Raw genomic sequence first — 13,459 nt, forward strand, 5'->3', positions numbered from 1 at the left:
CGTGACTTGACTTAAAGTTTACTTCAACTATCAGTATGGGGGGATGACTCAATCCATACAGCAACCCGTCGCGATTGTCACCGGTGCCTCGCGCGGCTTCGGAAGTGCGGTTTCCGCCGCCCTGCTCGAGCGCGGCTGGACCGTCGTCGGCGATGCCCGGCGCGCCTCTGAACTGGAATCAACTGCCCTAGAACTGAATTCAAGGAATTTCATCGCGCTGCCCGGTGACGTCACCGACGCGTCGCACCGTGCCGAGTTGGTCGCGGCAGCATCGGTCGGGCCACTTGGCCTGTTGGTGAACAACGCCAGCCGGCTGGGGCCCAGCCCGCAACCGGTCCTCGCCGATTACCCCGCGAGCGAGTTGTGCACGGTGTACCAGACCAACCTGTTCGCGCCGCTGGCCCTGATCCAGGCCACGTTGCCGACGCTGGCCGAAAACGCCGGCGTGATCGTCAATCTGACCTCCGACGCCGCCGTCGAACCGTACCCCGGCTGGGGAGGGTATGGCTCGTCGAAGGCCGCGCTCGACCAACTATCAGCCGTCCTAGCCGCCGAGACGCCCGCGGTGCGCGTGTACGCCTTCGACCCCGGCGACATGCGTACCGAGATGCACCAGGCCGCCTTCCCGGGCGAGGACATCTCCGACCGTGCAGCGCCCGCGTCCGTCGTGCCGGCCTTGCTGCGATTGCTCGATACGCGCCCGGCTTCTGGCCGCTACCGCGCCGCGCATCTGGCGCTATCCGGAGCGCAGCAATGACCGCCTCCAGGACGCCGGCGAGCCCGCAGACGCATTTCCACCGCGCGCCGACGTCGGATGCCACCGAGCCGCCGGAGGTCCGCGGCGTCGCCAGGGACGCGGTGAAGCTGCTGGTCGCCCGACCGGGCAGGGTCGACCACGCGCGATTCAGCGACCTCGGTGACTACCTGCGACCGGGCGATCTACTGGTGGTGAACGACTCGGCCACCCTGCCCGCCGCCGTCGATGGCGACCGCGCCGGACGGCCGATCGCCATTCACTTCTCCACGGCACGCGCCGCCCTGGTCTGGGTGGTCGAACTCCGGCCGGCGGGCAACGCGGTGGGGCACCTGACCGACATCCGGCCGGGCGAACGAATCGAAATGCCGGGCGGCGGAGCCCTTGTCATCGAGTCCTCCTACCCGGACCCGGGGATCAGCGGGGCACGGTTGTGGGTCGCGCGAGTCGTTGTGGAGGGTGACGCCGCGTCGTATCTGGCCACGCACGGCCGGCCCATCCGGTACTCGTACGTGCCACGGCCGTGGCCGCTGCACTACTATCAGACGGTTTTCGCCAGACGACCCGGCAGCGCTGAAATGCCGAGTGCGGCACGGCCGTTCAGTACAGAACTAGTCACCGACCTGGTGGCCGCCGGCATCGCGATCGCGCCGATCACGCTGCACGCGGGGGTGTCGTCGGCGGATGCGGGCGAGCCACCGGTCGCCGAACCCGTCCACGTGCCCGCCGCGACTGCGCGACTGGTGAACTTCACGCGCGCGACCGGCGGACGGGTGATCGCGGTGGGAACCACGGTGACGCGCGCCCTGGAGTCCGCCGCTACCGCGGACGGCCTGGTGCGCCAGGTGGAGGGCTGGACGGATCTGGTGCTTGGGCCCGACCGGCCGTGTCGTGTCGTCGGCGGCCTGGTGACCGGCTGGCACGATGCCGGCGCCTCGCATCTGTTGTTGCTGGAGGCGGTCGCCGGTCCCGAGCTGGTCGCCAGGGCGTATCGGGAGGCGGTGGAACACGGCTACCTGTGGCATGAATTCGGCGACAGCGCGCTGCTCCTGCCCGGGTGAAGCGACCACTTAACACCCGTCAAGTTTGGCGGCGGTACAGTCTGCGCATGCAGATCCGCCCATATGTCGGCGCCGACAAAGCTGCTGTCATCCTGTACCCATCCGGAACGGTCGTCACCTTCGACGACCTCGAGGCCCGTGCCAATAGGCTGGCGCACCGGTTCCGCGAGGCGGGTCTGCGCGAGGGCGACACCGTCGCCATCCTGATGGAGAACAACGAGCACATCCACGCGGTGATGTGGGCGGCTCGTCGCAGCGGTTTGTACTACGTGCCGATCAACACCCACCTGACCGCGGCAGAGGCGGCCTACATCATCGACAACAGCAGCGCGAAGGCGATCATCGGGTCGGCGGCGCTGCGCGACACCCTCGCTGGCCTGGCCGAGCAGCTGCCGGGCGGGCTGCCGGAACTGCTGCTGATCGCCGACGGTGACCTGCCCGGCTGGGAGCGTTACCCGGACTGCGTTGCCGGTCAGCCCGATACCCCGATCGACGACGAGATCGAGGGCGACCTGCTGCAGTACTCGTCGGGAACCACCGGCCGGCCCAAGGGCATCAAGCGCGAATTGCCGCACGTGCCACCGGCCGAGGCACCCGGCATGATGTCCGCACTGGTCGGTTTCTGGATGACGCCCGACTCGGTCTACCTCAGCCCGGCTCCGCTGTACCACACGGCGCCCTCGGTGTGGTCGATGAGCGCGCAGGCCGGCGGCATCACCACGGTGGTGATGGAGAAGTTCGACGCCGAAGGCTGCCTGGACGTCATCCAGCGACACCGCATCACGCACGGCCAGTTCGTCCCGGCGATGTTCACCCGCATGCTGAAACTGCCTGAGCAGGTTCGTCATTCGTACGACCTGGCCAGCCTGCAGCGGGTGATGCACGCCGCGGCTCCGTGCCCGGTGGAGATCAAGAAGCAGATGATCGACTGGTGGGGGCCGATCATCGACGAGTATTACGCGTCCTCGGAGGCGCACGGGTCGACGCTGATCACCGCGGAAGAGTGGCTGGCGCATCCGGGTTCGGTCGGCAGGCCCATGGGGGGCGCCGTGCACATTCTCGACGAGCACGGCAACGAGCTGCCGCCCGGGCAGGCCGGCGAGATCTACTTCGAGGGCGGCTATTCCTTCGAATACCTCAACGACGCGGCGAAAACCGCCTCATCGCGCGACAAGCACGGCTGGGCCACCGTCGGGGACATCGGCTACCTGGACGACGAGGGCTACCTGTACCTGACCGACCGCCGTCACCACATGATCATCTCCGGCGGGGTGAACATCTACCCGCAGGAGGCCGAGAACCTTCTGGTCACCCATCCCAAGGTGCTCGACGCCGCGGTGTTCGGGGTGCCCGACGACGAGATGGGCCAGCGCGTGGTGGCGGCCGTGCAGACCGTCGACCCGGCCGACGCCACCGACGAATTCGCCGACGAGCTGACGGCGTGGCTGCGAGACCGGTTGGCGCACTACAAGTGCCCGCGATCGATCGCCTTCGAAGCGCAGCTGCCGCGCACCGATACAGGCAAGCTCTACAAGAACGGGCTGATCGAGAAATACTCGGTGTGACCGATGTTCCGGGTGGTCGACCTGTCGAGGGCGCCGCAGGACGGCCCGCCGTCGCCGCCCGGGGTGATCGTCGCCGTCGGCTCGGCCGCCGAGATCGTTGAAGCCGGATCCTGGCTTGACGCAGCAACTTTCACGCTGACCGAGGATCAATGCGCCGACCGGCGTGTGGTCACCGTCGATTCGGTGCCGGCGACGGTGGACGAGTTGAGGGCGCGCTGCCGGCGCTGGCCGCACGCCAGCGCCATCTGCGACGACGTCTTGCGCGCGGTGGATCCGCTCGGCCCGACGCTGTCCGGGGTGGTGACGGAGTCGTTGGCGTACTCGACCCTGCAGGCCGGCCCGGAGTTCGCGCAGTGGTTGCGCGAGCGTGGCCCGGGCCGCATGCCCGAGATCCCCGACCCGGTGCGGGCGACCCGCGACGGCGACGTCGTGCGAATCGCGTTCAACCGGCCGCAACGGCACAACGCGTTCTCCACCGATGCCCGCGCCGCGCTGTTGGAGGCGCTGGCGGTGGCGCAGCTGGATCCCTCGGTCACCGGCGTCGTGTTGAGCGGCAACGGCCCGTCGTTCTGCAGCGGCGGTGACCTGGCCGAATTCGGCACCTTCGCCGACCCGGCGAGTGCGCACCTGGCCCGTACCCGCTACAGCCCCGCCCTGGCGCTCGATGCGCTGGCCGCCCGGCTCGGCCGCGCGTGCCGGGCCGAGGTGCACGGCCGGGTGATGGGCAGCGGACTCGAGATGGCGGCGTTCTGCGGGTGGGTCAGCGCCCGCGACGACGCTCTGTTCGGGCTACCCGAGCTGGCGTTGGGGCTGCTTCCCGGGGCCGGTGGCACGGTCAGCGTCACACGGCGGATAGGCCGTTGGCGCACAGCGTATCTGGTGTTGACGGGTCGCACCGTCGACGCGGAGACCGCGACGGCCTGGGGGCTGGTCGACGAGACCCGGGATCAGAAGCCCGGATAGGTGGTGGTGGTCGTCGACGGGATGTTGGAGACAACCGCCGCCATGAACCCGAACCACGTGACGATAACGCCGATCACCGCGGCGACGACGCCCACGATGGCGCCGATGATGGCCCACTTCTTGGCATTGTTGGACGCCTCGTGGGCCTCGGCGTAGCGTCCCTGAGCCCACAGCCCGGACACCTTGTTGGAGTAGACGATCGACACGATCCCGAACGGCAGGCAGCAGAGCACGGTGCACAGGATCGCCCAGACCAGATAGTTCTCGGGTTCCTGCCAGCCCGGCTGGGGCGCAGGCCATCCCGCGGGTGGCGGCTGGCCCTGCCACCCCGGCGGCTGCTGAGGCTGCCACCCGGCCGGGTGCTGGCCCTGCCATTCCGGTTGCTGGCCTTGCCATTCCGGTTGCTGCCCCGGCCATTCTGGCGAACCTCCGGGCGGCACGGGGGGATAACTCATGGCGGCTGCCTTTCCCTGTAATTCCCTCGGCCGGCGAACAGCTTTATTCCATACCGGATTGCCGGCCGGAGAAGTCAGGCAAATATACAGCAAACTTTGTTCTCGGGCCGTGAGATTGGTGAGCCGGATCAGATCCCGCCCCGCGTCACCAGTTGCCGGGCAATCACATTGCGCTGGATCTCGTTGGTGCCTTCACCGACGATCATCAGCGGCGCGTCCCGGAAGTAGCGTTCGACGTCGTATTCGGTGGAATAGCCATAACCGCCGTGGATTCGCACCGCATTCAGCGCGATCTCCATGGCGATTTCGGAGGCAAACAATTTGGCCATCCCGGCTTCCATGTCGCAGCGTTCGCCGCTGTCGTATCGCTCGGCGGCATACCGGGTGAGCTGGCGGGCCGCGGTGAGTTTGGTCGCCATGTCGGCCAGGTAGTTACCGATCGACTGGTGCTGCCAGATCGGCCGGCCGAAACTCTCGCGCTGCTGGGCGTAGGCCAGCGCGTCTTCAAGCGCGGCGGTGGCAACGCCCAGGGCGCGGGAGGCCACCTGGATGCGTCCCGTCTCGAGCCCTTTCATCATCTGTGAAAAGCCATCGCCCGCAACGCCACCCAGCAACGCCGTGCGGGGCACCCGGAAGCCGTCGAACGACAGCTCGCAGGACTCGACGCCCTTGTAACCCAACTTCGGCAGGTCCCGCGACACCGTCAGGCCCGGCCCGTGCTCGACGAGCACGATCGAGATCCCCTTGTGCCGCGGCCTGGCATCCGGGTCGGTCTTGCACAACAGGGCGATCAGCCCGGAACGGCGCGCGTTGCTGATCCAGGTCTTGGACCCGTTGATCACCAGGCCGTCGGCATCGTCGGGGTCGGGCAGCGCGGTGGTCGTCATGTTCTGCAGGTCCGAGCCGCCGCCGGGCTCGGTCAGCGCCATGGTGGCGCGCACCTCGCCGCTGGCCATCCGCGGCAGGTAGGCCCGCTTCTGGTCCTCGGTGCCGAACAGCGTCAGCAGCTTGGCGACCACGGTGTGCCCGCCCATCGCACCGGCCAGGCTCATCCAGCCGCGTGCCAGTTCCTCGGTGACCCGCACGTAGCACGGCATGGACACCGGCGAACCGCCGTACTCCTCCGGAACGGCCAGACCGTAGATGCCGATCCGCTTCATCTGCTCGATCCACGCCTCGGGGTAGGTGTTGGCGTGCTCGACCTCGCGAATGCCCGGCTTGACGTCGCGGTCGATGAACGCCCGCACCGTGGCGACCAGCATCTCTTCTTCGTCGTTCACCTGTAATCACCCTCCAGCCCTGATGGTGACGACCCGCTTCGCCCGGCTTCGCCGCGCTCGCGATCGCCACGAAGTTGATGGTGACGACCCGCTTCGCCCGGCTTCGCCGCGCTCGCGATCGCCACGAAGTTGACCCTCGATTCCACCCTTGATTCCACAGCCTGCCAGCATGGGGCGTTGTGACTAGTGACGGGTATGCGGGGATTCGCGAGGGCGGGCCGTACTTCGACGACCTCGCGGTGGGCCAGGTGTTCGACTGGGCGCCCTCGATGACGTTGTCGTCCGGGCTGGCAGGCGCGCACCAGGCGATCGTGGGGGACCGGCTGCGTCTGGCACTGGACGCCGATCTGTGTGGGGCGGTGACGGGCCTGCCCGCGACGCTGGCGCATCCGGGGCTGGTGTGCGACGTGGCGATCGGGCAGTCGACGTTGGTGACCCAGCGGGTCAAGGCCAACCTGTTCTATCGCGGCCTGGTGTTCCACCGGTTCCCTGTCATCGGCGATTCGCTCTACACCCGCACCGAAGTGGTTGGCCTGCGGGCGAATTCGCCCAAGCCGGGCCGGGCGCCGACCGGGCTGGCGGCGCTGCGGATGATCACGATAGACCAGGCCGATCAGCTGGTGCTCGACTTCTACCGGTGCGGCATGCTGCCCGCCGGCCCGGATTGGCAGCCCGACAGAGCGCCGCACGATGATCTGTCCGCCATCGGCGTCGACGTGCCCGGCCCGGCCCACGATCCGACCGCGCAGTGGGACGGCGCGGTGTTCCGCGACAAGGTGCCCGGTCCACACTTCGACGCCGGCCTGGCCGGTTCGGTGCTGCGCAGCACCGCCGACGTGGTCAGCAGCGCTCCCGAGCTCGCCCGGTTGACCTTGAATATTGCTGCCACGCATCATGATTCGAGGGTCGGCGGCCGCCGGCTGGTGTACGGCGGGCACACCATCGGGCTGGCGCTCGCGCAGGCGAGCAGGCTGCTGCCCAATCTGGTGACCGTCCTGAACTGGCAATCCTGCGATCACACCGGGCCCGTGCACGAGGGCGACACCCTGTACAGCGAGCTGCACATCGAATCCGCCGAGCCGACCGATCACGGCGGCGTGCTGGGACTGCGGTCGCTGGTGTATGCGGTCGGCGACACCGCCGGTGAGCCGGACCGTCCGGTGCTGGACTGGCGGTTTCACGCGTTGCAGTTCTGAGCCCCGGGTTTGCCGCGCGCCGCGGCGGCGCGGGCCGCGCGCACAATGGGGGCGTGAGTTCGGTTTCGTCAGAGGGAGAGTCCCGGCAGGTCAAGGAGTGGGGGAGCAGCGGGCTGGCCTACTTGACCGGCCTGCCCGACGGTCCCGCCGACTTCTCCCGCGCCAACGTGCTGACCCGCGCGTGCGACGTCGCCGCGGCCACGGGTGACCGGCTGGGCATCGACGTCGACGCGGCGAGCCTGTTGACGGGGCGGGCCGCGATGCTGGGGCTGACCCGCGGCGGGCAAGTGTCGCCGGGGGGCGCCACCCGCCTGCTCGCCGCCCGCGATGGCTACTGGGCGCTCACCCTGTCGCGCGCCGACGACCTCGACGCCGTGCCGGCGCTGCTGCAGGCCGATGGGATAGCCGCCGACCCGTGGCCGGAGCTGCAACGCTGGGCCGCCGCCCGCCCGGTGGCCGAGATCGTCGACCGGGCCGGGCTGCTGGACATTCCGGCGGCGGGCCTGGGCGAGGCCCCGCCCACGCCGGCACGGATACGCACGAAAGGATCGCGGGCTGCGCCGCGGACACCGCGGGATCTGCTGGTGGCCGACCTGTCCTCGATGTGGGCGGGCCCGCTGTGCGGGCGGCTGCTCGCCCACGCCGGCGCGACCGTCGTCAAAGTCGAAAGCCCACGCCGCCCGGACGGCACCCGGGGCGGACATCGGGCGTTCTTCGACTGGGTCAACGGCGAAAAGCTCAGCTATGAGCTCGATTTCGACGGCCAAGCCGAAGAATTGCGGGAACTGCTCGCGGTCAGCGACGTCGTCATCGAAGGCTCCCGCCCGGCGGCGCTGGCGCGCCGAGGGCTCAGCCCCGACGACATCGCGCCGCGCGCGGGCCGAATCTGGTTGCAGATCACCGGCTATGACGGCTTGCGGCCGGGATTCGGCGACGACACCGCGGTGGCCGGTGGCCTGGCCGGCACCAGCGCCCAGGGGCCGGTATTCTGCGGTGACGCCATCGCCGATCCACTGAGCGGACTGGAAGCCGCCCTGGCGGTGGGCGAATCGCTGGGCCGCGGCGGCGGCGAGCTGATCCGCGTATCCATGGCCGGGGTCGCCGCGGCCTACGCGGCGCTGCCGGTCGAGCCGTCGGCGTCGTCGGCGCCGGTGTCGACACCGGCGGCCCCGACCGCACCGCATCCCGCGTCCAAACCGGGCGCCGACAACGAGGCGGTGCGCCATCTGGTCGCCCAAAGACAGGTACTGTCATGCTGATTCAGCGGGCGACCTTGCTGGACGGCACCACGACGGACATCCGGGTGGGTGCGCTGATCGAGGAGATGGCGCCGCCGGGCGAGGGTCTGGTGCCGCGGGCGGGCGAGGGCGTGCTGTACGCGGGCGGCGGCGCCGTCCTACCCGGGCTGCACGACCACCATGTGCACCTGCGCTCGGCGGCCTCGGCGCTGGATTCGTTTCTCGTCGGGCCGCCCGGGGTCAGCACCGAGTCGCAGCTCACCCAATTGCTGGCGAACGCCACACCGGGGCCCGACGGCTGGATTCGCGCTGTGGGCTACCACGATTCGGTTGCCGGAGAACTCGATCGGGGTGCCCTCGACGCCATCGTTCCGCACATTCCGGTGCGCATCCAGCACCGCAGTGGGGCACTGTGGATCCTGAATTCCGAGGCGCTGGGCCGCGTCGGCCTCGCCGAACATCCCGACGGGCGGCTGCGCAGCGCCGACCGCGGCTGGTCGCTGGCACTGCAGCGACGCGAAACCGACCTGGCCGAACTGAGCCGACGGATCACCGCCACCGGCGTCACCGGGGTCACCGACGCAACCCCCGATCTCGATGCCGACGACATGGAGTCGCTGAGGACGGCGCACGAGCGCGGCGAGTTCCGGCCGCGGCTCAGTTTCCTGTCGCCGGGCAAGAAAATCCTGCACGACGATCGCCTCGACCTCGATGCCCTCACGGAATGGATTGTGCGGCAACACGACAGCGGCCAACCGATCGCCGTGCACTGCGTGACCGCGGCCCAGCTGGTGGTGACCATCGCGGCCCTGCGCGCGGCCGGCGGCCATCCGCGAGACCGCATCGAACACGCCGCCGTGGTGCCCGACGACAACCTGGCCGACCTCGCCGAGCTGGGCATCACGGTGGTGACGCAGCCCAACTTCGTCGCCGAACGCGGCGATCAGTACCTCGCCGAGGTGCCCGCCGCCGAGCACGATCAGCTGTGGCGCGTCGCCTGCCTGCGTGACGCCACGGTGCCCGTCGCGCTGTCCACCGACATGCCGTTCGGCCACGGCGACCCCTGGACGGCGATGCGCGCCGCGGTGCACCGCACCACGCCGCAGGGCGCCGTGCTGGGCCCGCACGAATGTGTGTCCGCGCGAGAGGCTTTGACGATGTTTCTGGGCCGGCCGGATCAGCCCGGCCGGCCGCGCAGCGTGGAAATCGGGCAGCCGGGGGACTTGTGTGTGCTCAACGAGCCACCCACGATTGCACTGGCCGCCCTGGACGCGGGGCTGGTCGCGGCCACCGTCATCGGCGGCGAGCTGGTGTACTTCGCGATGTGAGACGTATCAAGCGGTGGGGGCCAGCGCCGCGCGCAGGCTGTCGCATTGGCTGTCGAAAAACCGCCGGGACACTTGGGCTTTCGGCAACACCACGTCGAAGCCGTGGAAGGCGCCCGGAATGGTTTCGACCTGGCACGGCACCCCGGCGGCGCGCAGGCGTTCGGCGTAGGCCAGGTCTTCGTCGTGAAACAGGTCGTGCGTGCCCACACCGATCCAGGCCGGTGGTAACCCGCTGAGGTCGTCGCGGCGCCCGGGGACGGCGATCTGCGGGTCGGCGTTGCCGAGATACGCCGCCCAGCCGAACCTGTTGCTGCGGTTGTCCCACAGCCGGTAATTCGAGCTCGGCGCGGTGGCCGAACTGCGGTCGTCCAGCATGGGATAGGTCAGCAGCTGGAATGCCGGGCTCACCTCGGCGCGGTCGCGGGCCAGCAGGGCCAGGGCCGCCCCCAGGCCGCCGCCGGCGCTGGCGCCGCCGATCGCGATGCGGTAGCGGTCCACCGATGGCAGCCCGGCCAGCCACGTCAGCGCCGCATAGCAGTCCTCCAGCGGTGTGGGATACGGATGTTCGGGCGCCAGGCGGTATTCCACCGACGCGACGGTGATGCCCAGCCGCCTGCTGAACCCGCCGCAGAGCTGGTCGTCCTGCTGGGCGGTGCCGATCACGTATCCGCCGCCGTGGATCCACAGCAGCGCGGGCGTGGCCTCGGTGGTCCCCGCGGGCCGGAACAGCCGGACGCCGGTCCCCGAAGCGAGCGTGATCGCCTCGACGTCGGCGACCGGCTTGCCGAGGCGCTCCCGCCACGCGAGCGCCGCCCGCATGAGCGGCAGGGTCCGGGGGCCCACGAGCCGGCGCGGGGCGAAGCGGGCAAATCGCTGCAGGTCAGGATGAACATCGTTGTTCGTCACCGGACAAGTATCACCGACGCGAAAAATCAAAGGGACGGCGATGTGGATCTGCCGTGCGATTCGGCTGATCCTGTGCACCGTGAGCCCACGGTAGTCGGCCGGACAATCGCAGGAAATGCCCGCGAAACACGCCCAACGTAGCTTCGGGAACTGAAGGGCCGATCGGGAGGCGACATGCGAGGTTTACTCTGCGGGGCCGGCCGAATGCGTGCCGGCTCGTCAGCTAAGCGGTGATCGCCGATGGCGTCGGTGCCGACGAAAACTCACTGCCCGTACTGCTCGTTGCAGTGCGGCATCACGCTTGAGGAGTCGGGCGAATCGATCGAGCTGGCACCACAGAAGGACTTTCCGACCAACCGCGGTGCGCTGTGCGCGAAAGGCTGGACCGCTGCCGACCTCCTGGGGCATCCGGAACGGTTGACCGCTCCGTTGATTCGCGACGAACGCGGCTCGGACCTGCGTCCGGCAACCTGGAACGAGGCGCTGGAACGCGTGGTCTCAGCCTTCAAGCAGATGCAAGCAGCCCACGGCCGAAACTCCGTGGGCTGCTTCGGCGGTGGCGGCCTGACCAACGAAAAAGCCTATCAAATCGGCAAGTTCGCCCGCGTCGCTCTGCGCACGGCCGCGATCGATTACAACGGCCGGTTCTGCATGTCGTCGGCCGCCGCGGCCAGCAATCGCTCGTTCGGTATCGACCGAGGCTTGCCCTTCCCGCTGGCTGACATCGCACAGGCCGACGTCGTTCTCCTGGTCGGCGCCAATCCCGCCGAGACCTTGCCTCCTGCCATGCAGTATTTCGACCACGGCCGTTCCCGAGGTGCCAAGCACATCGTGGTGGATCCGCGGCGCACGGTCACCGCCGCGCGCGCTGACCTTCATTTGCAGCCGGTGCCCGGAACCGACCTCGCCTTGGCCAATGGAATGCTGAATGTCCTTGCCCGCGAAGGACTTCTCGACACCGCATACATCGACGGACGAACGACGGGATTCGAGGCGGTGCGTCGCGCCGTGCGCCTGTACTGGCCCGACCGGGTGGAACGCATCACCGGGGTGCCCGAACGGGACATCGTCGCCGCGGCGCGGATGCTGACCGGCCGAAAAGGACGGCCCAAACGTGCGATGATCCTGACCGCCCGGGGCGCTGAACAGCACAGCTCGGGTACCGACACGGCGCAGGCCTTCATCAATCTCGCGCTGGCGCTGGGCTTGCCGGGTCGCCCATACAGCGGCTTCGCCACCATCACGGGCCAGGGCAATGGCCAAGGCGGCCGTGAACACGGGCAAAAGTGCGATCAGTTGCCCGGCTACCGCAAACTCGACGACCCGATCGCACGCTCCCACGTCGCGCAGGTCTGGGGGGTCGATCCCGCCGAGCTGCCCTCGTCCGGCCTGTCGGCATACGAGATGCTCGACGGCATCGGGACTCCCGGTGGCGTACGGGCGCTGTGGGTGATGGCGTCCAATATCGTTGTGTCGGCGCCCAACTCGCAGCATGTCGCCGAAAAGATCAGCAAATTGGACTTTCTGGTCGTCTCCGACATCTTCCTGTCCGAGACCGCCGCCCTCGCCGACGTGGTGCTACCCGCCACGCAATGGGCCGAAGAATCCGGGACGATGACAAACTTGGAAGGCCGGGTTGTTCTGCGGTGCGCGGCGGTGGAGCCGCCAGAGGAGGTGCGCAGCGACCTCGACGTGATGGCCGACCTGGCTAAAAGACTGGGTGTGCAGGGGTTTTCGGCCGATCCGCAAGAGGTGTTCGAGGAGCTCACCCTTGCTAGCCAGGGCGGCAAGGCCGACTATCGCGGCATCAGCTACGAGCGGATCACTGCCGAGAACGGCGTGTTCTGGCCCTGTCCGTCCCCGTTGTATCCCGACACCCCTCGGCTCTTCATTGAGGATTTCCCGACGCCCGGCCGCCGGGCCCATTTTCACGCCGTCGAGCACCGGGGCGCTGCCGAGCTTCCGGACGACGACTACCCCTATTACCTCACAACCGGAAGGCTGTTGCGGCAGTACCAATCCGGAACCCAAACTCGCCGCGTAGCCCAGCTCCTCGAGGGGGCAGCGGAGCCGGTAGCCGAGCTGCATCCGACCCTGGCGCAGCGCGTGGCGGTCACCGACGGCGACAAGGTTTGGTTGAAAACCCGCCGGGGTGCGGTGGTGATGACGGTTCGGGTAGACAGCGGTATTCGGCCGGACACCGTGTTCGCGCCATTTCACTGGGGCGGTGCGAGCAGTATCAACCGGCTGACCAACCCGGTTTTGGACCCGCATTCACGGATGCCGTCGTTCAAGGTTTGCGCGGTCTCCGTGTGCAGGGCCGACGACAATGAACCTATGAAAGGAGATTTCGCGGATGGGTGATGACAGCACGCCTCGGTTCCTGCAGGGAGCCTTCACGTTTCACGGCAAGGGCTACGATTCCCCGGTACTTCTCGACGCCTCACTGCGCTACGTCGTGCCGGCCGGGGTGATCACCCAACCGCTGTATTTTCGGGGGGGTAACAGCTCTGATGAGCTGGTCACGGTCGTGATGATGCGCGACGGTGCCCCGATGCGATATTTCCCCCTGGGGGCCAAAGACGCTGTGCACGTCCCGCTTCGCGTCGTCGAAGACCTGCTCGCCGACACTGTCATCGAGGTGTTCGTCGCCGCACCGGACGGGCTGAGCGGCACCCTGTTCATCGACATCGGCCTGGTCGAAGTCTGAGCC

The 13,459-nt window shown here is 68.6% G+C and carries 12 protein-coding genes; 9 read left to right on the plus strand and 3 right to left on the minus strand.

What is annotated here, in order from left to right; translation table 11 throughout:
* Positions 1-43 precede the first annotated feature (43 nt).
* From A5760_RS03145 to A5760_RS03160, 4 genes are read left to right on the plus strand one after another with little or no spacing between them, the layout of a single operon-like run.
* Positions 44-757, plus strand: a complete 714-nt coding sequence (locus A5760_RS03145; protein ID WP_064877652.1) for an SDR family NAD(P)-dependent oxidoreductase — start codon at positions 44-46, stop codon at positions 755-757.
* On the plus strand, positions 754-1,815 hold the full coding sequence (locus tag A5760_RS03150; RefSeq protein ID WP_064877653.1) for an S-adenosylmethionine:tRNA ribosyltransferase-isomerase: 1,062 nt from the start codon (positions 754-756) through the stop codon (positions 1,813-1,815). Before A5760_RS03145 ends, A5760_RS03150 begins: the two co-directional genes overlap by 4 nt.
* Positions 1,816-1,862: 47 nt before the next feature.
* Positions 1,863-3,380, plus strand: a complete 1,518-nt coding sequence (fadD4, locus tag A5760_RS03155) for a fatty-acid--CoA ligase FadD4 (protein WP_064877654.1) — start codon at positions 1,863-1,865, stop codon at positions 3,378-3,380.
* Between the two features lie 3 nt (positions 3,381-3,383).
* Positions 3,384-4,343, plus strand: a complete 960-nt coding sequence (locus A5760_RS03160; protein ID WP_064877655.1) for an enoyl-CoA hydratase/isomerase family protein — start codon at positions 3,384-3,386, stop codon at positions 4,341-4,343.
* Here A5760_RS03160 and A5760_RS03165 read toward each other — a convergent pair.
* On the minus strand, positions 4,328-4,798 hold the full coding sequence (locus A5760_RS03165; RefSeq protein WP_064877656.1) for a CD225/dispanin family protein: 471 nt from the start codon (positions 4,796-4,798) through the stop codon (positions 4,328-4,330). The two genes, A5760_RS03160 and A5760_RS03165, sit on opposite strands and share 16 nt — an antisense overlap.
* A gap of 128 nt (positions 4,799-4,926) precedes the next feature.
* Positions 4,927-6,078, minus strand: a complete 1,152-nt coding sequence (locus tag A5760_RS03170) for an acyl-CoA dehydrogenase family protein (RefSeq protein ID WP_196771968.1) — start codon at positions 6,076-6,078, stop codon at positions 4,927-4,929.
* A 179-nt stretch (positions 6,079-6,257) separates the two neighbouring features.
* Here A5760_RS03170 and A5760_RS03175 point away from each other — a divergent pair, with 179 nt between their 5' ends.
* From A5760_RS03175 to A5760_RS03185, 3 genes are read left to right on the plus strand one after another with little or no spacing between them, the layout of a single operon-like run.
* Entirely contained in the window at positions 6,258-7,274 is a 1,017-nt protein-coding gene (locus A5760_RS03175) for a MaoC family dehydratase (RefSeq protein WP_064877657.1), read from the plus strand.
* 53 nt (positions 7,275-7,327) lie between these two features.
* On the plus strand, positions 7,328-8,533 hold the full coding sequence (locus tag A5760_RS03180; protein WP_064877658.1) for a CoA transferase: 1,206 nt from the start codon (positions 7,328-7,330) through the stop codon (positions 8,531-8,533).
* On the plus strand, positions 8,527-9,840 hold the full coding sequence (locus A5760_RS03185) for an amidohydrolase family protein (RefSeq protein WP_064877659.1): 1,314 nt from the start codon (positions 8,527-8,529) through the stop codon (positions 9,838-9,840). Before A5760_RS03180 ends, A5760_RS03185 begins: the two co-directional genes overlap by 7 nt.
* 6 nt (positions 9,841-9,846) lie before the next feature.
* Here the strand turns inward: A5760_RS03185 and A5760_RS03190 are convergent, their stop codons facing one another.
* Entirely contained in the window at positions 9,847-10,746 is a 900-nt protein-coding gene (locus A5760_RS03190) for an alpha/beta hydrolase (protein ID WP_064877660.1), read from the minus strand.
* A 240-nt stretch (positions 10,747-10,986) separates the two neighbouring features.
* Between A5760_RS03190 and A5760_RS03195 the strand changes: the two genes are divergently transcribed.
* Both A5760_RS03195 and A5760_RS26905 read left to right on the plus strand, forming a co-directional pair.
* Positions 10,987-13,110: a molybdopterin oxidoreductase family protein gene (locus A5760_RS03195; RefSeq protein WP_064877661.1), complete on the plus strand. Its 2,124-nt coding sequence runs from the start codon at positions 10,987-10,989 to the stop codon at positions 13,108-13,110.
* Positions 13,103-13,456, plus strand: a complete 354-nt coding sequence (locus A5760_RS26905; protein ID WP_064877662.1) for a hypothetical protein — start codon at positions 13,103-13,105, stop codon at positions 13,454-13,456. Before A5760_RS03195 ends, A5760_RS26905 begins: the two co-directional genes overlap by 8 nt.
* The last annotated feature ends 3 nt before the right edge of the window (positions 13,457-13,459 follow it).

This window comes from Mycobacterium colombiense (genome assembly GCF_001665835.1).
GTDB classification, from domain to species: Bacteria; Actinomycetota; Actinomycetes; order Mycobacteriales; family Mycobacteriaceae; genus Mycobacterium; species Mycobacterium colombiense_A.

Coding starts and splice junctions, on each gene's coding strand:
- A5760_RS03145 (WP_064877652.1), top strand. CDS start 44: ATGACTCAATCCATACAGCAACCCGTCGCGATTGTCACCGGTGCCTCG.
- A5760_RS03150 (WP_064877653.1), top strand. CDS start 754: ATGACCGCCTCCAGGACGCCGGCGAGCCCGCAGACGCATTTCCACCGC.
- fadD4 (WP_064877654.1), top strand. CDS start 1,863: ATGCAGATCCGCCCATATGTCGGCGCCGACAAAGCTGCTGTCATCCTG.
- A5760_RS03160 (WP_064877655.1), top strand. CDS start 3,384: ATGTTCCGGGTGGTCGACCTGTCGAGGGCGCCGCAGGACGGCCCGCCG.
- A5760_RS03165 (WP_064877656.1), bottom strand. CDS start 4,798: ATGAGTTATCCCCCCGTGCCGCCCGGAGGTTCGCCAGAATGGCCGGGG.
- A5760_RS03185 (WP_064877659.1), top strand. CDS start 8,527: ATGCTGATTCAGCGGGCGACCTTGCTGGACGGCACCACGACGGACATC.
- A5760_RS03195 (WP_064877661.1), top strand. CDS start 10,987: ATGGCGTCGGTGCCGACGAAAACTCACTGCCCGTACTGCTCGTTGCAG.
- A5760_RS26905 (WP_064877662.1), top strand. CDS start 13,103: ATGGGTGATGACAGCACGCCTCGGTTCCTGCAGGGAGCCTTCACGTTT.